This is a genomic window from Brevundimonas sp. NPDC055812, assembly GCF_053616535.1.
This window is the reverse complement of record NZ_JBSHDX010000001.1, coordinates 145172-163019: the sequence shown is the minus strand read 5'-3', so window position 1 is coordinate 163019 and position 17848 is coordinate 145172. Positions and strand designations below refer to the sequence as shown.

The window sequence follows — 17848 nt, the reverse complement described above, 5'->3', positions numbered from 1 at the left end:
CCCCTCGAGAGCCGGGCGCGCGAACGACGCCGCCCAGCTTGAGATGAGGCGGCAAGCCGGGCCGAATGTAAACCGTGGGTTCCGGCCTAATCGCAGGAGAGTTGGCTGGACGTGGACCAATTCCGCGAAGAATGTCCGGATAGGACGAGGGCGGCCTCTAGCCCGCCAGGGCGGCTTTCTTTTCTTCCAGCTCCAGCCAGTCCAGTTCGGCGGCCTCCAGTTCGGCGCGGGCCTTTTCGGCGGCCTTCATGGCGCGGTCGAAGGCGGCGGGGTCGCGCGAATAGAGATCGGGGTCGGCGAGGATGGCGTCCTGTCGGGCGATCTCGACGGGCAGGGACTCTATCAGCTTTTCGACCTCCTCCAGGCGACGGGCGTCCTTGTAGGAGAGCTTCACGGTCTTCTTGGGGGCGCGATCAGGCTCCGCCTTCTCGACCCGACGCGCCGCTGAGGGGGCGGCGTCAGCGTGGGTCGGGGGCGGGGCGAGGAAGCCGGGGTTCTGGCGCAGGAAGTCCTGCCAGCCGCCGGGGGTCTCGACCACGTCGCCGCGACCGTTCAGGGCGATGGTCGAGGTGGCCAGACGGTCGACGAAATCGCGGTCGTGCGACACCAGGATCAGGGTGCCGTCGTAGGATTCGAGCAGTTCCTCCAGCTTCTCCAGCGTGTCCATGTCGAGGTCGTTGGTCGGCTCGTCGAGGATCAGCAGATTGGCGGGCTGGGCCAGCGCCCGCGCCAGCAGCAGCCGGTTGCGCTCGCCGCCCGACAGGGTGGAGATGGGCTGTTTCAGCTGGGCTTCCTGGAACAGGAAGTCCTTGGCGTAGGCGGCGACGTGCATGGAGCGGCCGCGCACCAGAATGCTGTCGCCGCCGCCCGGCGTCAGGGCGTCCCACAGGGTCATGTCCGACTTCAGTCCCTCGCGCGACTGGTCGAGGTAGAGGGGGTCGAGGTTGGCGCCCATGCGGACGGTTCCCTCGTCCGGGGCCAGTTCGCCCAGCAGCACCTTGACCAGGGTGGTCTTGCCCGCGCCGTTGGGGCCGACGATGGCCAGCCGGTCGCCGCGGATGATGCGGGTGGTCAGGTTCTTGAAGATGGTCCGGTCGCCGAACGCCTTGCTGACGCCCTTGATGTCGGCGACCAGCTTGCCCGAGACGGCGCCGGAATCGACGCCCAGGTTCAGCTCGCGCGGCAGATCCTTGACCCGCTCGGCCCGGTCCAGACGCATCTGCTGCAGGGCGCGGGCGCGGCCCTCGTTGCGGGTGCGCTGGGCGGTGATGGAGCGGTAGAAGGTGTAGGTCTCGGCCTCGATGCGCTTGGTCAGGCGGCGCAGGGATTCGGCCTCTTCGTCCATGACCTTGGCGGCCCAGTCGTCGAACTCGACGAAGCCCTTGTTCAGGGTGCGGACCTTGCGGCCTTCCAGCCAGTGAACGGTGTCGGTGACGCGGTTCAGGAAGGCGCGGTCGTGGCTGACCACCAGGAGGGCGAACCGGGCCTGGATCAACTCGTTCTCCAGCAGTTCGATGGCCAGGATGTCGAGGTGGTTGGTCGGCTCGTCCAGCAGCAGCAGGTCGGGCTCTTCGGCGAAGGCCTTGGCGAGGGCGGCGCGGCGGATCTCGCCGCCCGACAGGCCCTGGGTGGACTTGGCCGGGTCGAGGCCGAAGGTCTCCAGCCAGCTTTCGGCGGTCCAGCGCTCGGCCTCGCCCGAGGCGGCGTAGTCGGCGAGCGTCTCGCCGGTGATGACGGGCTCCTGCGGGACATAGGCGAAGCAGGTGCCGGCCTGGACCGAGCGGTCGCCCGAGTCCGGCTCGATCAGGCCCATGACCACCTTCATCAGGGTGGATTTTCCCGCCCCGTTGCGGCCGACCAGGGCGGCGCGGCTGCGCGGCTCCATCGCCATGTCGACACCGTCGAACAGCGGGCGGGGACCGTCCTGAAGGCGGACATCTTTGAGAGCGACGAGGGGGGGTCTGGCGGCCATGGGGGCGCATATAGCGACTGACCGGCGCTTCGGCCATCGGCGTTGACGCTTCCCTGACGGCGGGCTGTAGTCGCGGGCGATGACGACGGAGGGTGGAATGGATCTGAGCGCCTCGGCAAGAGACGGTCGCGCCGCGAAGAGGGGGCCGGGCCGGGGCTGGTACGCCTTGGCGGCGCTGCCCATGATCTGCGGGTTCGCGGCCATGGGCGCGGTGCTGTTCACGCAACTGCCGAAGCTGGATGACGGGCTGGAGCAGATCGTCGTGCCGGGCGCGCGCGAACTGCGGCTGGAGCCGGGCCGGCACACGGTCTTTCTGGAGTACCGCAGCGTCGTTGACGGCCGGGTCTATGCGGTCGATCAAGTGCCCGGTCTGGCCGTCCACGTCGAGGCGGCGGACGGCGCGCCGGTGGCGGTGAGCGCGCCCATGGGAAGCTCCACCTATTCAATGGGCGGACGTCAGGGCGAGGCGATCAATGTGTTCAGCGTCGAACGGGCCGGAATCTACAGGATCTCGGCCGACTATGATGGGCAGGTCGGGCCGCAGACGGTGATCGCCGTGGGACAGGGCTTCATGGGGCAGTTGTTCGCCACGGTCTTCCTAGGGCTGGGGGCCGTCTTCCTGGGCATGATCCTGACGGTGGCGACTGTGGTCGGGGTCTATCTGGCGCGGCGGAGAGCGAGACAGGCCTGAGCGAGTCTCGGCTTGACGCATACCGTCCAGTTGGTATGTAAAGCGTCATGGACACGCAGACCCTCCGCCGCACGCCCGAAGACACCCGCCGCCAGATCATCGAGGCGGCCATCGAACTCGCCGCCGAAGAGGGGGCGATGGCGGTGACGCTGGACGCCGTGGTGGCGCGGCTGCCGTTCAGCAAGGGCGCCTTGCTGCACCATTTCCCCAACAAGCAGGCCCTGCTGGAGGGCGTGATCGACCATCTGGCGTCCGAGATGATGGCGGCGGTGCTGGCCGAGGCGGCGCGCGACCCCAACCCCTATGGCCGTAATGCGCGGGCCTATCTGCGGGCGATCGTCAACGAGCCGGCGACCGAACGCGACGTCAGCATCGGCCGCGCGGCTCTGGCCGCCTGCGCCATAGAGCCGAGCCTGATCCCGCGCTGGCGCGCGGCGATGAAGACCCTGGCCGCCGATGACCCGGAAGACCTGGCAGGCAAGGACGACGCCCTGATGCTGCGGCTGATCGCCGACGGCCTGTGGATGACCGACCTGTTCGGCACGCATGAGGTGTCGCCGGAGCAGAGGAAGGCTCTGCTGTCGCTGCTGACGCCGGGCAGTCTGTTGACGGACGCCTATGGGGGAGCGGCCGCGTGAACCCGACCACCTGGCTGGCCCTGCTGGGCGCGATCGGCTTCGAGGTGATGGGGACGACCCTGTTGCAGCAGTCGCAGCAGTTCACCAGGCCCTGGCCCACGGCGGGGCTGGCGGTGTGCTACGGCGTCGCCTTCTATCTGTTGACCCTGGCGCTGAAGCAGATGCCGGTGGGGCTGGCCTACGCCATCTGGAGCGGGCTGGGGGTGGTGCTGATCTCGGTGATCGGCCTGTTCCTGTTCAAGCAGAAGCTGGACGCGCCCGCGATCATCGGCCTGGCGCTGATCATCGGCGGGGTGGTGGTGATCAACGTCTTCTCGAAGAGCGTGACGCATTAGGCAGAGGGCGACAGACGCGCCCTGGAGGGGTATAGGGCGCGGCCATGAAATCCACGCCTGCCAAGCCGTTCTGGGAAACCAAGACGCTCGCCGAGATGTCTCCGGCCGAGTGGGAGAGCCTGTGCGACGGCTGCGGGCTGTGCTGCGTCATCCGTTTCGAGGATGAGGACACGGGCCAGATCATTCCGACGCACGTCCACTGCAAGCTGTTCGACCCGGACCGCTGCACCTGCACCGATTACGCCCAGCGCCAGGCCGAGGTGCCGGACTGCGTGCAACTGACGCCGGACAATATCGAACGGCTGAAGTGGATGCCCCTGTCGTGCGCCTATCGCCGCTTGCACGAGGGACGGCCGCTGGCCTGGTGGCATCCGCTGGTGTCGGGCGACCCGGAGACGGTGCACGCGGCGGGGGTGTCGGTGCGCCGCCAGACGGTGTGCGAGACGGCGCTGAGGGAAGCCGAGGACGCTCTCGATTTCGAGGCGCCGGAGTGGATGGCCGAGCGGGGAACGCTGCCCCGGCCGGCCTGATCGGGTCCGCTAACGAATATTTCGGGGTTAGGCGCGACAAGGAACAACCGAGCGGGGGGAACGCGAGTTGTCATTCACCAAGAGCATAGAGGCGTTGGAAGGCCCGGGCGGGCCGTTTCAGCGCCTGGTGGATTTCGCCGCGACCCTGTTCGATTGTCGGGCGGCGGTGGTGACCCTGCTGACCGAGCGGGACGCGGTCATCCGCTCGAGCGCGGGCGTGTGCATGCAGCGCATTCCGCAGGAGGACAGCCTGGCGCCCATCCTGACGGCGATGGGGCCGGGGGCCACGCTGGTGTCGACCGATCCCCGGGGCGACCCGCGTCTGAAGAACCACGCCCTCGTCCGCAAGACGCCGCATCTGAGGTTCGTCGTGGTCGCGACCCTGTGCCATCCGGCCGGGCGGCCGGTCGGCGCCTTCAGCATCCTGGACGACCGGGAGCGGCCGGAGCCGACCTCGAAGCAGATGGAGCAACTGGCCAGCCTGGTGGGCATGGCCGAGGACATCATCGCCGGTCTGGACGCCGCGCGCATCCGGGACGAGCGGCTGGAGACGCTGCGCCTGGTCGAGCAGATGTCGGGCGTCGGCCACTGGCGGCTGGAACGAAAGCGGCGGGTGATGGAATGGTCCGACGAGGTCTATCGCATTCACGGCGTCGAACGCGGCCGGTTCGTCACGGATCTGGACCAGACGCTGGCCTTCTATGGGGAAGAGGACAAGGCGCGGCTGGGCGAGCTGATCGAGACGGCCCTGACCGAGGGCCGCCCCTATATGGCCAAGCTGACCCTGATCCGGGCCGACGGCGAGGAGCGGCGTGTTCTGACCCACGCCGAGACCGAGCGCGGAGAGGACGGCCAGGTCTCGGCCATCTTCGGCGTCTTCCAGGACGTGACCGACCAGGAGAAGGTGCTGGAGCGCGCGCGCCGCGACGAGGGGCGTTATCGCCTGCTGGCCGAGAACGTCGGCGACGTCATCACCCGCGTGAAGATGGACGGGTCGAGCAAATACATCTCGCCCGCGATCAAGCAGCTTCTGGGCTGGACGCTGGAGGAGATGAGCGGCCAGTCCACCGACTATGTGCACCCTGAGGACAAGCACCTGGTCCTCAAGGCCATCGGCGAGGCGGTGAAGACCGGAACGCCCACCCGCCTGGAGCATCGCGCGGTGCACCGGGACGGCCATACGGTCTGGGTGGAATGCACCTTCAAGGCGCTGAAGGACGAGCACGGCCACGTGGACGACGTGGTGGTGGTGATCCGCGATATGACCCAGCGCAAGCTGTTGGAGGACGAGGTCATCGAGGCCAAGGAGCGCGCCGAGAAGGCGGCCCGGGCCAAGAGCGAATTCCTGGCCAATATGAGCCATGAGCTACGGACGCCGCTGACCAGCGTCATCGGCTTTTCGGGTCTGCTGCACGGTTCGGAGCACCTGCCGCCGGAAGAGCGCATCTATGTCGAGCGCATCGCCACGGCGTCGGAGGCCCTGCTGGGCGTCATCAACGACATCCTCGACTATTCCAAGCTGGAAGCCGACGCCATCGAGATGGACCCCGAGCCGTTCGACACGCGGGCCCTGGTGGACGGCGCCGCCGCCATCATCGAGAGCCAGTGCTCGCTCAAGGGGTTGATCCTGCGCGTCGTGGTCGCCGCCGACACGCCCGAGCGGCTGACCGGCGACAAGGGGCGGCTGAGGCAGGTGATCCTCAACTTCCTGTCCAATGCGGTGAAGTTCACGGCGCGCGGCGAGGTGACGCTGGAGCTGGGCGGCCGGTTGGACGAGAACGGCCAATGGCGGATGCGGGCGGCGGTCCGCGACACCGGCATCGGCATTCCGGCCGAGAAGATCGAGGAGCTGTTCCACCGCTTCACCCAGGCCGACGCCTCGACGACGCGGGTCTACGGCGGGACGGGGCTGGGGCTGGCCATCTCGCGCCGTCTGGTCGAGCTGATGGGCGGAGAGATCGGCGTCGACAGCACGCCGGGCCAGGGCTCGACCTTCTGGTTCGAGGCGCCGTTGGCCGTGGCCGCCGCCGGTGACCAAGTGATCGAGACACGTCAGGGACGAGCGGCCGAGCAAACGATCCGGGGCCGGGTGCTGATGGCCGACGACGCGGCGGCCAACCGCGAACTGGTCAGCGCCATCCTGCGGAATCTGGGACTGGAGATCGACACGGTCGCCGACGGCGCGGAGGCGGTCCATGCGGTCCAGTCGGGCGCCTACGACCTGGTGTTGATGGACGTGCATATGCCGGTCATGGACGGGCTGAAGGCGACCCGCGAAATTCGCCGGATGCAGGCGGGGAGCGGGCGCCGGACGCCGATTCTGGCCCTGACCGCCAACGTCCAGGCCGAGCAGGTTACCCGCTGCCTGGAGGCGGGCATGGACGGCCATCTGGCCAAACCCATCCAGATCGTGGAGCTGGCCGCAGCCCTAACCCGGTGGCTGTCGGGCGGCGATCCGGCGGCGATGGCGGTCTAGGCGTCGGCCATTGCGTCGCGGCTATCGCAGCCGAGGGCGCGGATCCCTGTGATTTCCCGGCTTTGGGAGGTTCTGGAGGCTGTTCGCCAGCCTGAGGACGCTGGTCCGCTATGGTTCGGTCATGGCGGGAAAAGGGGACGAGGCGGGGCGGGCGGCGGCGGTCGCGCAGTGGCTGGACGGCGCCCTGGCGCGGCTGATGCAGGCGACCGATGAGGCGATCGCCGTGGTGGCCGCCGCGGAGCCTCCGGCCGACGTGGCCGAGGCCGAGAAGCGGGGGCGCGCCATCGGCGTGCTGGCCCGCACGGCCAAGGCGGTGGCCGCGCTGGCGGCGGCGTCACCTCGCAGGACCCGCGATCCCGAAGAGGACGGAATGAGCGAAGACGATCGTGAACTCAGCGACGACGAAGAACGGACCGCGCGGGCAGAGCTCGAGTCTCGTCTCGATCATCTTCTCGGGGTCGCCGAGCGCAAGGGATTTGGCGCAGCAGCGGCTGAAACAGGCGACGCGCGAGGATCTGCTGCGGCTGCTGAGGGCGACGCCGAGGTTGAACGACGACCAGGTCTGGCCGCCGCCTGATACGGATTGGCGCACCTGGGTGCTGCTGGGCGGGCGCGGGTCGGGCAAGACCTTCGCGGGCGGCTTCTGGATGAACGAACTGGCCAAGGCGAAGGATCGCACCTTCGCCCTGGTCGGACCGGCGCTGCACGATGTGCGCGAGGTGATGGTCGAGGGGCCGTCGGGGCTGAAGGCGCAGGCGCCGGGCGACAACCGACCGCGCTGGGAGGCGGGGCGGCGCAGGCTGGTCTGGCCCTCGGGCGCGGCGGCCTATGCGTTTTCGGCCGAAGACCCGGACAGTCTGCGCGGGCCGCAGTTTCATGCGGCCTGGGCGGATGAATTCTGCGCCTGGAGGAACATTGAGGCGACGCTGTCGAACCTGAGGTTCGGGCTGCGGCTGGGGGCGGACCCGAAGCTGGCGATCACCACGACGCCGCGTCCCATCCCGGCGCTGAGGCGGTTGCTGGCCGAGCCGGGGGTGGTGAAGGCGCGGCTGGCGACCAAGGATAATGCGGACAATCTGGCGCCGGGGTTTCTGGGGCATCTGCAGGCGCTCTACGCCGGGACGCGGCTGGAGGCGCAGGAGATGGAGGGGCTGGTGGTCGAGGCCGACGGCGCCCTGTTCCGGGCCGAGGATCTGGCGCGGGCGCGGGGCAACCGGCCTGCGAAGTTCGAGCGGGTGGTGGTGGCTGTCGACCCGCCCGCCAGCGCCCACGGCGACGCCTGCGGGATCGTGGCGGCGGGGCGCAGGGACAGGACGGGCTATGTGCTGGCGGATCGTTCGGCGCGGGGGCTGTCGCCCGCCGGATGGGCGCGGCGCGTGGCCGAGACGGCGCGAGAGTTCGACGCCGACCTGGTGCTGGCCGAGGCCAATCAGGGCGGGGAGATGGTGCGGACCCTGCTGGGGCAGGCGGACTGTCCGGCGCAGGTGAAGCTGGTGCACGCCAGCCGGTCGAAGAAGGCGCGGGCCGAGCCGGTGGCGGCGCTCTACGAGCAGGGGCGAGTCGTCCACTGCGGCGCGTTTCCGGCGCTGGAAGAAGAGATGATGGCGCTGGGGAGCGAGACGCCGGGGGCGAAGAGCCCGGACCGGGCGGATGCGCTGGTCTGGGCGCTGACGCACCTGCTGCTGGCCGGGAAGACGCAGCCGAGGTTGCGGGCGCTTTAGCGGTTTCCTTCTCCCCTTGTGGGAGAAGGTGGCAGGCGAAGCCTGACGGATGAGGGGGGCGCTATGCTTACCTCATCCGACGGTCAATGGCGCACAACCCCTCATCCGACCCTGACGGGCCACCTTCTCCCACAAGGGGAGAAGGGAAAGATAATGGAGATTTCAATGGATTGGCGACGACCGTTCGGTCGGCGGCGCGTTGCTGCGCCCGAAATCAAGGATAGCCGCACGGGGCCGCTGATCGCTTTGACCGGCGCGGGCCGGGCGCGGTGGACGCCGCGCGACTATGCGCATCTGGCGGACGAGGGGTTCGGCAAGAACGCTGTGGCCTATCGCTGCGTGCGGATGATCGCGGAGGCGGCGGCCTCGACGCCGCTGGTGGTGATGGTCGGGGGCGTGCGGAGCGCGGACCATCCGCTGGCGCGGCTGATCGACAAGCCCAATCCCGAGCAGTCGGGGGCCGAACTGATGGAGGCGCTTTACGGCGCGCTGCAGACGGCGGGCAACGCCTATGTCGAGGCGACCGGCGACGCCGACGGGGACGGGGCGCCGGACGAGCTGTGGGCGCTGCGGCCGGATCGGATGAAGGTCGTGCCGGGGCGGGCGGGCTGGCCCGAGGCCTATGAGTATGCGGTGGGCGGCCGGTCGGTGCGGATCGCGCGGCATGGCGACGGCTGGTCGCCGGTGATGCACCTGAAGCTGTTTCATCCGACGGACGATCACTACGGATTTTCGCCGCTGGAGGCGGCGGCCTTCGCCATCGACGTGCACAATGCGTCGGGGGCCTGGAACAAGGCGCTTCTGGACAATGCGGCGCGGCCGTCGGGGGCGCTGGTCTATGGCGCCAAGGACGGGGAGCGGCTGACGGCGGATCAGTTCGAGGTGCTGAAGGCGGAACTGGGCGAGGCTCATGCCGGGGCGCGCAACGCCGGGCGGCCGCTGTTGCTGGAGGGCGGGCTGGACTGGAAGCCGATGAGCCTGACGCCGAACGACATGGACTTCATCGCCGGGAAACATGCGGCGGCGCGGGAGATCGCCCTGGCGTTCGGCGTGCCGCCGCAACTGCTGGGGATTCCGGGGGATGCGACCTACGCCAACTATCGCGAGGCCAACGCCGCCTTCTGGCGGGGGACGGTGATTCCGCTGGTGAGGAAGGCGGCCGGGGCGATGACGGGCTGGCTGGGGAGCCGCTTCGTCGATTGCCGGATCGAGCCGGATCTGGATGCGGTTCCGGCCCTGCAGGTCGAGCGGGATGCGCTGTGGACGCGGCTGAACGCGGCGAGCTTCCTGACGGATGAGGAGCGGCGTCGGATGGCGGGAGTGGGCGAATGACGGATCAGGCGAGGAAGTTTCCCGTCGCCCTGATCGCGGCCCTGGCGGTGCAGACCGTCGGCGGTCTGGTGTGGGCGGGCGGGGCGGCGGCGCGGATCGCGACTCTGGAGCAGCGGGTGGACGAGCAGAGGCTGGTCGCCGAGCGGCTGGCGCGGCTGGAGGCCCAGGGCGAGGCCGTGCGCGCGGCGGTCGAGCGGATCGAGCGACAGCTGGAGGGGAAGTGATGGGGAAGCGCTCGTCCTTCTCCCCTTGTGGGAGAAGGTGGCCCGAAGGGCCGGATGAGGGGTTGCGCGACCCCTCACCCGACCGCGCGAGGACGACGGCTGCGCCGCCGTGCGCGGTCTCCCTCTCCCGCAAGGGGAGAGGGACGCTATTCATCGCTGGCTACGCCTCCCTGTGGGGCGTGGCCGATCTGAACGGCGACGTGACGGCGCGCGGGGTCTTCGCGGACAGTCTGGCGAAGACCGGCGCGGGCGGGGTGCGGATGCTGCATCAGCATGAAAGCCGCGCCGTGGTCGGCGTCTGGGACCGCATGGTCGAGGACGAGCGCGGCTTGTGGGTCGAGGGGCGGATCGAGGACTGGTCCGCCGAGGCCCGCTACGCCGCCGCCCTGACGCGCGCCGGGGCGCTGGACGGGCTGTCGATCGGCTTTCGTGCGAGGAAGGCGCGGCGAGACGGGCGGCTCAGGGTGCTGAGCCGGGCGGAGTTGTGGGAGGTGTCGCTGGTGACGTTCCCGATGCTGCCGGGCGCGCGGTTCAGGATGCTGGGGCCTGACGCCTGACGGCCTATCGGTCGGCCAGATGGGCGGCGATGCGCTCGGCGGCCTGAGGCGGGGTGCAGACCTCGGTGTCGATCGTCAGCGCGGCGGGCGGCATGGCGGCCAGGCTGGCGTCGAACTCGGCGCGAAGGCGGCGCAGCAGATCGACCGACTGAAGCTTGCCGAAGGCGGCGCGGCTGGGCTGGACGATCCGGCGCTCCTGTTCCTCTGGCGAGACGGTCAGGGCGATGAAGGCGACGACGCCGCCGAACGGTTCGATCGTCGCCTGGACGCGCGCGGGAAAGCCGGGGGCCACCGTGGCCTCGGGCGCGAAGGTGAAGATGAGGGAACGCTCGTCGCGGGCCGCCTCGGCGAAGGTCTGGAGCCAGAAGGCTTCGCGCAGGCGAACGAACGGCTCGGAACCGAAGTCGAACACGGCGCTGACGGCGTCGACGACGAAATGGTTGTGAAACAGCGGCAGGCCGGTCAGGCGCGCCAGTTCGCGGCCGATGGTCAGCTTGCCCGCGCCCGCAGGGCCGTAGAGGAAGACGATCTGCATCGTTCAGAACCTCGAGGCGAGCAGGCGATCGTCCGGCAACATCCATCCTTCCAGCATTGAAGGGGCAGGCTACCACGCCTGAGCCGGTGCGCGAAGGGTAAGGCAGTTCCGGGCCTGGCCCGGTTGACGGCGCGCCGCAGGACGGTCGCGCATTTTTCTGGAGAGACCATGAAAGAGACCAAGACCGTCTCGGGGCATCCCGAGGCGCGCGCCGCCATGCATGAGATGATGGCCGCGTTCGAGGCGTTCAAAGGGGCCAACGACGCCCGTCTGGACGAGATTGAGAAGAAGGCTTCGGCCGATGCGCTGCTGGAGGAGAAGGTGGCGCGCATCGATCAGGCGGTGGCTCAGGCGCAGGCGCGCATGGACCGTGCGCTGAGCGAGAGCCGCCGACCGATGCTGGGCGCCGAGCCGCCCGCTGTGGTCGCCGCGCCGGAGGCCAAGGCGGCGTGGGACGGCTATATGAAGTCGGGCGCCTCGCACGGGTTGGAGCTGAAGGCGGGGCTGTCGTCGGCGTCGAACTCGGCGGGCTATGTCGTGCCGCCGGAGACGGAGCGGGCCATCGAGCGTCGTCTGATGGCCGGGTCGCCGATGCGCGAGATCGCCACGGTGCGCACGGTCGGCTCGGGCGTGTTCAGGAAGCCGGTGTCGACGGCGGGCGTCCAGGCGGGCTGGGTGGCCGAGACGGCGGCGCGCCCGGAAACGGACCCGGCGACGCTGGCGCTGTTGGAGTTCTCGTCGGCCGATCTTTATGCCTGTCCGGCGGCGACGCAGAGCCTGCTGGATGACGCCTTGATCGATCTGGACGAATGGCTGGCGGCTGAGGTCGAGGACGCCTTCGCGGCGCAGGAGACGGCGGCCTTCGTCGGCGGCGACGGGGTCAACAAGCCAAAGGGCTTTCTGGCCTATGACACGGCGACCGAGGGGACGCAGACCTGGGGCCAGATCGGCACGGTCGTCTCGGGCGCGGCGGGCGGTTTCGCCAGCGCCAGTCCGGTCGATAAGCTGATCGACCTGATCTATGCGCCCAAGGCCCAGTATCGGCCGAATGGGCGTTTCGTGATGAACCGGCGCACGGTCTCGGCGGTGCGCAAGTTCAAGGATGCGGACGGCAACTATGTCTGGTCGCCAGCGACGCGGCCGGGCGAGACGGCGAGCCTGCTGGGCTATCCGGTCACCGAGATCGAGACGATGCCGGATGTGGCGGCGAACAGTCTGTCGATCGCGTTCGGCGACTTTGCGCGCGGCTATCTGATTGTGGACCGCGCGGGGGTGCGGGTGTTGCGCGATCCTTATTCGGCCAAGCCCTATGTGCTGTTCTACACGACCAAGCGCGTCGGCGGCGGGGTGCAGAACTTCGACGCGATCAAGCTGATGAAGTTCGCGGCGTCGTAAGGGCGATGACGGGCTTCCTTCTCCCCTGCGGGGGAGAAGGTGGCTCGCGCAGCGAGACGGATGAGGGGGACGGGGGCTGCGCGCTCTCGGTCAGCCGGTCGTCTGTTGAACCCTTCCCCTCATCCGAGCGCCTCCGGCGCCCACCTTCTCCCCCAAGGGGAGAAGGCAGCAGAACATTGGAGATTTGAATGAGCGCACCCGTGAGCCTCGCGGAGGCGAAGCTGTTCCTGCGCGTCGAGCATGAGGCGGAGGATGGGCTGATCCAGACCCTGATCGACGCGGCCAGGGCGCGGGTGGAGGGGGAGGCGGGCTTGAGCCTGACCTCGACCTCGCCGGCGCCGCTGAGGTTGGCGGTGATGATGCTGGTGATGCGCGCCTTTGAGCGCGGCGAGAGCGAGATGTCGGCGGCGCCGGTCGAGGGGTGGATCGCGCCCTATCGTGTGGTGCGGCTTTGACTGGGGCGATGAAGGTGGTGGCGTCGCTGGTGCGGCCGGTGACGGCGCAGACCCCCTATGGCGGGCAGGTCGTCAGCTATGAGCCGGTGGGGTCGCTGTGGCTGGCGCTGGGCGCGCGCAGGCGGCGCGAGCGGACGGAAGCGGGCGTGACGCGGGCGGTGGAGACGCTGAGCGCCACGGTGCGGGCCGATCCGCGGCTGGAGGAGGGGCTGGTGGCGCGCTTCGGCGGAGCGGACTGGGCCTTGGTCGGGATCGAGGCCGATCCGAAGGCGGCGGGCCGGCTGCGGCTGAACCTGGAGCGGGCGCGATGAAGGATCATGAAGGGGCGCTGGTGAAGGCGCTGATCGCGCATCTGGGCGGCGACGGGGCGTTGCAGGCTCTGTTGGGCGATCCGGTGCGGGTCTGGGATGAGGCGCCGCAGGGGGCGGGGTTTCCGCATCTGGTGATCGGGCGGTGCGAAAGCCGACCGCTGAACGCCGACGGCGGCGGGGTGGAGCAGCGGCTGACCCTGACCTGCGCCAGCCGGTTCAGGGGGCTGGAGGAGGCGCGGGCCGTGGCGGCGGCGGTGCGGGCGCGGCTCGCCGATGCGCCGCTGGAGGCGGACGGGGTGAAGGCGGTCAGTCTGGGCGTGACGTTTACGGACCTGTTCCGCAGCCCGGACCTGAAGCGGGCGTGGGCGGTGATGCGGCTGAGAGCCGTGACGGAGGAAATTTGAGATGAGCGCGCAACGGGGCAAGGACATCCTGCTGAAGATCGAGGGCGCGGGCGGCGCCTTCACCACGGTGGCGGGGCTGAGGGCGAGGGCGATCTCGCTGAACGCCAAGACGGTGGACGCGACCGACAGCGACAGCGCCGGACGGTGGCGCGAACTGCTGGCGGGGGCGGGCGTGAAGTCGGCGGCGGTGTCGGGGCAGGGAATATTCCGCGACGCGGCTTCGGACGCCCTGATCCGCGAGGCTTTCTTTGAGCAGGCGGCGAAGACGTGGCGGCTGATCGTGCCGGATTTCGGGGTGCTGGAGGGGCCGTTCCTGGTGGCGGCGCTGGAATACGCCGGCGAGCACGAGGGCGAGGCGAGTTTTGCGCTGAGCTTGGCCAGCGCGGGCGAAGTGACGTTCTCGGCGCTGTGATGGTGAACGGCGTGCGGGGCGAGGTCGTCGCAGGGCTGGCGGGGGCGGAGCGGAGGCTGTGTCTGACGCTGGGGGCGTTGGCGGAGATTGAGACCGGGCTGGGCGTCGCCGGGATGGCGGCGCTGGCCGAGCGGATGCGCTCGCTGTCGGCGCGGGATCTGATGGTGGTGCTGGCGGCCTTGCTGCGCGGCGGCGGCGAGGGGGCTCTGGCGGATGAACTGGCGAGGGCGCCGGTCGATCCGCGTGAGGCGGCGGAGGCGGTGGCGAAGGCTTTTGCGGCGGCGGCCTGATGACGCCCCAAGACCGTCAATGGGCGGAGATGATGCAGGCGGCGGCGCGGATGGGCGTGGGGCCGGAAGGGTTCTGGCGCCTGTCGCTGAAGGAGTGGCGGATGCTGACGGCGGGGCCGGTTCAGGCGGCGCCGCTGGGGCGCGGCGAACTGGAACGGATGCAGGAGATGTGGCCGGATGACTGATGGTTTCAGGCCGGACGGGATCGACGCCGTGCCGGTGAAGGCGGCGGAGGCTGCGGCGGCGCTGGAGGCGCTGAAGGAACCGGCGGAACGGGCGGCGGCCTCGATCGAGGACGCCTTCGGGCGCGCGGGGGCCAGCCTGACGAAGTCGCTGACGCGGGCGGCGGCGGATGGGGAGGTGACGCTGGCCGAACTGGCGCGGGCGGTGCTGAATGCGGTCAATGCGGCGGCGGGGACGCGCGGCGGCGGGCTGAGCGGGGCGATAGCGGCGGCGCTGGGCGGCTTCGGCGGGGCGCGGGCGGACGGCGGCCCGGTGCTTGGCGGCGGCGCCTATCTGGTCGGAGAGCGCGGACCGGAGGTGTTCCGTCCGGAGGGCGCCGGGACGATCGAGCCCATGGGCGGAGCGCCTGGTGTCACGGTGAACGTCACGGTGGACGGCGGGGCCGAGGGACTGTTGCGGTCAGAGACGCAGATCGCACGGATGCTGGCGCGGGCGACGGCGTTGGGGGCGCGCTGAAGTCGCGAGGCGCCGGGCGCCCGGCGATAGCCGGGCAAGCTCAAGCAGCGAGGCGTCGCGCGTCGAGCGATAGCGCAAAAAGAAAGGGACGCCCGGAGGCGTCCCTTTACAGACCGGTGGGTCGATTACTCGCCCTTGGGGTTGGGGCCGAACTTGTTGTCGCCCTTCTGACTGTCGACGATGCCGATCCAGAGGAGGAAGCCGAGACCGACCAGCAGCATGATGCTGAGGCCGCCCATCATCGAGCCCAGCATGGACAGGGCCACGGAGGGATCTTCGCTCTCGAAGGCTTGCGGATTGGTGATGATGGCGGTGCCGACGGCGCCGATGATCATGAAGAAGCCGATGATGTTGGCGACCCAGGGGATGACGGCGAACCAGCCGGACTTGCCCATGTCGTGCAGGCGTTTCACCGTGATGGCCAGGTTCGGCCAGATCAGCGCGAGCGAGATCAGGCCGCCGAGGATGGGAATCCAGCCCAGCACCACGCCGGCGCCGAGCAGGATCAGCCAGCTGATCCAGAAATGCTGGCGGCGCAGACGGCCGTTGAAGGACAGCATGGCCGTGGCGAAGTCATAGGCGCCGAGCGGGGCGCCGCCCGTCGACGAGGCGGCGGCCTGGCCGAAGGCGGCGGCGGGGGCGGTGGAGGCCAGGATCATGATCTGGGTCGCCTCCATGCCTTCCGGCACGAAGTCGACGCGAGCGCCGACGGCGACGGTTCCGCCAGCCTGGATGTCCGCGCGCGTGAAGCCGTAGCGGATGCTGTCGTCGCCGCTGATCAGGCCCGTGCCCGAGACGTCGTCATAGCTGAGAATTTCGCCGCGCACGCGGATCTCCTGTCTTGTTTCCGGCTTGGCCGTGTTGTGACGAAAGCATGGCTGAGCCTGGCCGTTCGGACAACCCGAAGACTGCCGTCGGGTGAAGTTTTTCGCGAAACGTTCGCAATCTGTCCCGCGACGGGACGCAATCCACATCAAAGTAGCGAGGACGCATGGCCTTTCATGAGGTGCGCCTGCCTGCGCGGCTGGCGTTCGGCTCGACCGGCGGGGTCGAGCGGAGGACGGAGATCACGACGCTGGCGTCAGGGTTCGAGCGCCGCTCGACGCCGTGGGCGGACGGGCGCAGACGCTATCTGATCGGGGCGGGGTTGCGGTCGCTGGACGACATGGCGGCGCTGACCGCGTTTTTCGAGGCGCGGCGCGGGCGGCTGAACGGGTTCCGGTTTCGCGACTTTGCGGACTTCAGGAGCGGGGCGCCGGGGGCGGCCGTGACGCCGCTGGATCAGGCGATCGGGGCGGGAGACGGGCAGGCGCGCGTCTTTCAGTTGAGCAAGGCTTACGGCGATCATCGGCGGGTCGTCGCCAAGCCGGTCGAGGGATCGGTGCGGGTCGCGGTGGCGGGCGTGGAGACGGCGGCCTTCTCGCTGGAGGCGACGACGGGGCGGGTGACGCTGGCGACGGCGCCGCCGGATGGCGCGGTGGTGACGGCGGGGTTCGCCTTTGACGTGCCGGTGCGGTTCGACGCGGACCGGATGGAGGTGACGCTGGAGAGCTTCGGCGCCGGGCGGATGGTCGCCATGCCTCTGATCGAGGTGCGGGTCTGAGCCATGCGGAATGTTCCGGACGAACTGGCCGCCCGCATCGAGAGCGAGGCGGCGACGCTGTGTCATGTCTGGCTGCTGAGGCGGGCGGATGGGCGGGCGATGGGCTTCACCGATCATGACCGCGATCTGGAGGTTGAGGGCGTGGCGTGCCGGGCGGCCAGCGGCTGGACCGGCGGGGCGGGCGACGGCGAGGTCGGGCTGTCGGCGGGTGCGCTGTCGGCCTCGGGCGGGCTGGATGATGCGGCGATCACCGAAGAGGACATAGCGGCGGGGCGGTATGACGCCGCCGAGGTCGAGCTGTGGCGCGTGGACTGGATGCGGTCGGACCTGAGGGTGCGGCTGTGGAAGGGAAGGCTGGCGCGGATACGGCGCGAGAACGGGCGCTTCGTCGCCGATCTGGACGGGCCGATGGCGGCGCTGGAGCCGGTGGTGGGGCGGACCTACGGCCGGGGCTGCGACGCGGTGCTGGGCGACGGGCGTTGCCGATTGGGCGCGGCGGCGGTCGCGGGCCGCAGTTGCGACAAGCGGTGGGCGACCTGCGTGGGGGTCTTCGCGAACGGGGTCAACTTCCAGGGATTTCCGGACATTCCGGGCGAGGACTTCCTGACGGCGCGGCCGGTGGCGGGACGCAATGACGGCCGGAGCCGCAGGCGATGAGGGGCGGCGCTGATTTCTCCCTCACCGTCCCGGGGAGGATGGTTGAGCCGAAGGCGAAGCCGGGTGGGGGCGGTGCGGTTGGGCAAGCGCCGCGTCCTGATCACCTGGTCCTCCCCACCCGGTCGCTGCGCGACCACCCTCCCCATGAAGGGGAGGGAGAGGCGTGGCGCGTGGGGGTCGTGGCGGCTGCACGCGGTTGGCTGGGGACGCCCTATCGGCATCAGGCCAGCGTGAAGGGCGAGGGGGCGGACTGTCTGGGCCTGGTGCGCGGGGTGTGGCGCGAGGTGGTCGGCGAGGAGCCGGAGGCGCCGCCGCCCTATCGCCCCGACTGGGCCGAGGTCGGGGGCGAGGAGACGCTGTGGACCGCGGCGCGGCGGCGGCTGGTGGAGATTGCGCCGGAGCAGGCGGGGCTGGGCGATGTGCTGCTGTTCCGCATGGCGGCGGGGTGTCCGGCCAAGCACTGCGCGATCCTGAGCGAGGTTGCGGGGCCGGAGCGGCGGATGATCCACGCCTATTGGGGACGGTCGGTGGTCGAGAGCTGGATGGGGGCGTGGTGGCGCAGGCGCTTGGTCGCGGCGTTTCGTTGGCCCGAAATATAAGAAGGAGCAGGC

The 17848-nt window shown here is 69.9% G+C and carries 23 protein-coding genes and 1 pseudogene; 21 read left to right on the top strand and 3 right to left on the bottom strand.

The window, feature by feature from the left end:
• Positions 1-157 precede the first annotated feature (157 nt).
• Complete coding sequence (locus ACWGL1_RS00850) at positions 158-1972, bottom strand: ABC-F family ATP-binding cassette domain-containing protein (RefSeq protein WP_452110902.1); 1815 nt, start codon at positions 1970-1972, stop codon at positions 158-160.
• Between the two features lie 97 nt (positions 1973-2069).
• Between ACWGL1_RS00850 and ACWGL1_RS00845 the strand changes: the two genes are divergently transcribed.
• The 10 genes and pseudogenes from ACWGL1_RS00845 to ACWGL1_RS00800 all read left to right on the top strand — a co-directional run.
• Positions 2070-2663: a hypothetical protein gene (locus tag ACWGL1_RS00845; RefSeq protein ID WP_338576467.1), complete on the top strand. Its 594-nt coding sequence runs from the start codon at positions 2070-2072 to the stop codon at positions 2661-2663.
• A 47-nt stretch (positions 2664-2710) separates the two neighbouring features.
• Positions 2711-3301 (top strand): TetR/AcrR family transcriptional regulator, encoded by a 591-nt coding sequence (locus ACWGL1_RS00840; protein WP_452110901.1) that lies wholly within the window; start codon positions 2711-2713, stop codon positions 3299-3301.
• Positions 3298-3636 carry a DMT family transporter gene (locus ACWGL1_RS00835; RefSeq protein ID WP_312220330.1) on the top strand — a complete coding sequence of 113 codons (339 nt, stop codon included), beginning with the start codon at positions 3298-3300 and terminating at the stop codon, positions 3634-3636. The genes ACWGL1_RS00840 and ACWGL1_RS00835 overlap by 4 nt, the downstream gene beginning before the upstream one ends.
• Positions 3637-3680: 44 nt before the next feature.
• A complete protein-coding gene (locus ACWGL1_RS00830; RefSeq protein WP_452110900.1) occupies positions 3681-4166 on the top strand; it encodes a YcgN family cysteine cluster protein in 486 nt (161 codons plus the stop codon).
• Positions 4167-4233: 67 nt separating this feature from the next.
• Positions 4234-6642, top strand: coding sequence for an ATP-binding protein (locus ACWGL1_RS00825; RefSeq protein WP_452110899.1), 2409 nt, complete (start codon positions 4234-4236; stop codon positions 6640-6642).
• Between the two features lie 121 nt (positions 6643-6763).
• On the top strand, positions 6764-7219 hold the full coding sequence (locus tag ACWGL1_RS00820) for a hypothetical protein (protein ID WP_452110898.1): 456 nt from the start codon (positions 6764-6766) through the stop codon (positions 7217-7219).
• Positions 7188-8363 (top strand): DNA-packaging protein, encoded by a 1176-nt coding sequence (locus ACWGL1_RS00815; protein ID WP_452110897.1) that lies wholly within the window; start codon positions 7188-7190, stop codon positions 8361-8363. Before ACWGL1_RS00820 ends, ACWGL1_RS00815 begins: the two co-directional genes overlap by 32 nt.
• Before the next feature lie 165 nt (positions 8364-8528).
• Entirely contained in the window at positions 8529-9695 is a 1167-nt protein-coding gene (locus ACWGL1_RS00810; protein ID WP_452110896.1) for a phage portal protein, read from the top strand.
• Positions 9692-9919: a hypothetical protein gene (locus ACWGL1_RS00805; RefSeq protein WP_128720553.1), complete on the top strand. Its 228-nt coding sequence runs from the start codon at positions 9692-9694 to the stop codon at positions 9917-9919. Before ACWGL1_RS00810 ends, ACWGL1_RS00805 begins: the two co-directional genes overlap by 4 nt.
• Positions 9920-10065: 146 nt before the next feature.
• Positions 10066-10476 (top strand): annotated as a pseudogene (locus ACWGL1_RS00800) (HK97 family phage prohead protease); the annotation flags it as partial.
• A gap of 4 nt (positions 10477-10480) precedes the next feature.
• Here the strand turns inward: ACWGL1_RS00800 and ACWGL1_RS00795 are convergent.
• Positions 10481-11011: an AAA family ATPase gene (locus tag ACWGL1_RS00795; protein ID WP_338576448.1), complete on the bottom strand. Its 531-nt coding sequence runs from the start codon at positions 11009-11011 to the stop codon at positions 10481-10483.
• 168 nt (positions 11012-11179) lie between these two features.
• Between ACWGL1_RS00795 and ACWGL1_RS00790 the strand changes: the two genes are divergently transcribed.
• The 8 genes from ACWGL1_RS00790 to ACWGL1_RS00755 all read left to right on the top strand — a co-directional run bounded on the left by ACWGL1_RS00790 (position 11180) and on the right by ACWGL1_RS00755 (position 14977).
• Positions 11180-12406: a phage major capsid protein gene (locus tag ACWGL1_RS00790; protein WP_452110895.1), complete on the top strand. Its 1227-nt coding sequence runs from the start codon at positions 11180-11182 to the stop codon at positions 12404-12406.
• Between the two features lie 188 nt (positions 12407-12594).
• Positions 12595-12861 (top strand): head-tail connector protein, encoded by a 267-nt coding sequence (locus tag ACWGL1_RS00785; RefSeq protein WP_452110894.1) that lies wholly within the window; start codon positions 12595-12597, stop codon positions 12859-12861.
• A complete protein-coding gene (locus ACWGL1_RS00780) occupies positions 12858-13172 on the top strand; it encodes a phage head completion protein (RefSeq protein ID WP_452110893.1) in 315 nt (104 codons plus the stop codon). The genes ACWGL1_RS00785 and ACWGL1_RS00780 overlap by 4 nt, the downstream gene beginning before the upstream one ends.
• Positions 13169-13576, top strand: a complete 408-nt coding sequence (locus tag ACWGL1_RS00775) for a DUF3168 domain-containing protein (protein ID WP_452110892.1) — start codon at positions 13169-13171, stop codon at positions 13574-13576. Before ACWGL1_RS00780 ends, ACWGL1_RS00775 begins: the two co-directional genes overlap by 4 nt.
• Position 13577: 1 nt before the next feature.
• The gene (locus ACWGL1_RS00770) at positions 13578-13988 is read left to right on the top strand and encodes a phage major tail protein, TP901-1 family (protein WP_452110891.1); all 411 of its coding nucleotides are present in this window, start codon (positions 13578-13580) and stop codon (positions 13986-13988) included.
• Positions 13988-14278: a GTA-gp10 family protein gene (locus tag ACWGL1_RS00765; RefSeq protein ID WP_452110890.1), complete on the top strand. Its 291-nt coding sequence runs from the start codon at positions 13988-13990 to the stop codon at positions 14276-14278. Before ACWGL1_RS00770 ends, ACWGL1_RS00765 begins: the two co-directional genes overlap by 1 nt.
• On the top strand, positions 14278-14463 hold the full coding sequence (locus ACWGL1_RS00760) for a phage tail assembly chaperone (RefSeq protein ID WP_313634488.1): 186 nt from the start codon (positions 14278-14280) through the stop codon (positions 14461-14463). Before ACWGL1_RS00765 ends, ACWGL1_RS00760 begins: the two co-directional genes overlap by 1 nt.
• Positions 14456-14977 carry a phage tail tape measure protein gene (locus ACWGL1_RS00755; protein ID WP_338576434.1) on the top strand — a complete coding sequence of 174 codons (522 nt, stop codon included), beginning with the start codon at positions 14456-14458 and terminating at the stop codon, positions 14975-14977. Before ACWGL1_RS00760 ends, ACWGL1_RS00755 begins: the two co-directional genes overlap by 8 nt.
• A gap of 125 nt (positions 14978-15102) precedes the next feature.
• Here the strand turns inward: ACWGL1_RS00755 and ACWGL1_RS00750 are convergent, their stop codons facing one another.
• Complete coding sequence (locus tag ACWGL1_RS00750) at positions 15103-15804, bottom strand: DUF805 domain-containing protein (protein WP_291777964.1); 702 nt, start codon at positions 15802-15804, stop codon at positions 15103-15105.
• A 164-nt stretch (positions 15805-15968) separates the two neighbouring features.
• Between ACWGL1_RS00750 and ACWGL1_RS00745 the strand changes: the two genes are divergently transcribed.
• The 3 genes from ACWGL1_RS00745 to ACWGL1_RS00735 all read left to right on the top strand — a co-directional run bounded on the left by ACWGL1_RS00745 (position 15969) and on the right by ACWGL1_RS00735 (position 17836).
• Positions 15969-16580: a DUF2460 domain-containing protein gene (locus ACWGL1_RS00745; RefSeq protein WP_291777967.1), complete on the top strand. Its 612-nt coding sequence runs from the start codon at positions 15969-15971 to the stop codon at positions 16578-16580.
• 3 nt (positions 16581-16583) lie between these two features.
• Positions 16584-17237 (top strand): baseplate hub domain-containing protein, encoded by a 654-nt coding sequence (locus ACWGL1_RS00740; protein ID WP_452110889.1) that lies wholly within the window; start codon positions 16584-16586, stop codon positions 17235-17237.
• Between the two features lie 179 nt (positions 17238-17416).
• On the top strand, positions 17417-17836 hold the full coding sequence (locus tag ACWGL1_RS00735; protein WP_452110888.1) for an NlpC/P60 family protein: 420 nt from the start codon (positions 17417-17419) through the stop codon (positions 17834-17836).
• Positions 17837-17848: the final 12 nt, after the last annotated feature.

What these genes read in the sequence shown, in the direction of transcription:
- ACWGL1_RS00740 (WP_452110889.1), top strand. Translation starts at nt 16,584, where the DNA reads ATGCGGAATGTTCCGGACGAACTGGCCGCCCGCATCGAGAGCGAGGCG.
- ACWGL1_RS00795 (WP_338576448.1), bottom strand. Translation starts at nt 11,011, where the DNA reads ATGCAGATCGTCTTCCTCTACGGCCCTGCGGGCGCGGGCAAGCTGACC.
- ACWGL1_RS00820 (WP_452110898.1), top strand. Translation starts at nt 6,764, where the DNA reads ATGGCGGGAAAAGGGGACGAGGCGGGGCGGGCGGCGGCGGTCGCGCAG.
- ACWGL1_RS00775 (WP_452110892.1), top strand. Translation starts at nt 13,169, where the DNA reads ATGAAGGATCATGAAGGGGCGCTGGTGAAGGCGCTGATCGCGCATCTG.
- ACWGL1_RS00785 (WP_452110894.1), top strand. Translation starts at nt 12,595, where the DNA reads ATGAGCGCACCCGTGAGCCTCGCGGAGGCGAAGCTGTTCCTGCGCGTC.
- ACWGL1_RS00765 (WP_452110890.1), top strand. Translation starts at nt 13,988, where the DNA reads ATGGTGAACGGCGTGCGGGGCGAGGTCGTCGCAGGGCTGGCGGGGGCG.
- ACWGL1_RS00770 (WP_452110891.1), top strand. Translation starts at nt 13,578, where the DNA reads ATGAGCGCGCAACGGGGCAAGGACATCCTGCTGAAGATCGAGGGCGCG.
- ACWGL1_RS00850 (WP_452110902.1), bottom strand. Translation starts at nt 1,972, where the DNA reads ATGGCCGCCAGACCCCCCCTCGTCGCTCTCAAAGATGTCCGCCTTCAG.
- ACWGL1_RS00805 (WP_128720553.1), top strand. Translation starts at nt 9,692, where the DNA reads ATGACGGATCAGGCGAGGAAGTTTCCCGTCGCCCTGATCGCGGCCCTG.
- ACWGL1_RS00845 (WP_338576467.1), top strand. Translation starts at nt 2,070, where the DNA reads ATGGATCTGAGCGCCTCGGCAAGAGACGGTCGCGCCGCGAAGAGGGGG.
- ACWGL1_RS00745 (WP_291777967.1), top strand. Translation starts at nt 15,969, where the DNA reads ATGGCCTTTCATGAGGTGCGCCTGCCTGCGCGGCTGGCGTTCGGCTCG.
- ACWGL1_RS00755 (WP_338576434.1), top strand. Translation starts at nt 14,456, where the DNA reads ATGACTGATGGTTTCAGGCCGGACGGGATCGACGCCGTGCCGGTGAAG.
- ACWGL1_RS00760 (WP_313634488.1), top strand. Translation starts at nt 14,278, where the DNA reads ATGACGCCCCAAGACCGTCAATGGGCGGAGATGATGCAGGCGGCGGCG.
- ACWGL1_RS00790 (WP_452110895.1), top strand. Translation starts at nt 11,180, where the DNA reads ATGAAAGAGACCAAGACCGTCTCGGGGCATCCCGAGGCGCGCGCCGCC.
- ACWGL1_RS00840 (WP_452110901.1), top strand. Translation starts at nt 2,711, where the DNA reads ATGGACACGCAGACCCTCCGCCGCACGCCCGAAGACACCCGCCGCCAG.
- ACWGL1_RS00830 (WP_452110900.1), top strand. Translation starts at nt 3,681, where the DNA reads ATGAAATCCACGCCTGCCAAGCCGTTCTGGGAAACCAAGACGCTCGCC.
- ACWGL1_RS00810 (WP_452110896.1), top strand. Translation starts at nt 8,529, where the DNA reads ATGGATTGGCGACGACCGTTCGGTCGGCGGCGCGTTGCTGCGCCCGAA.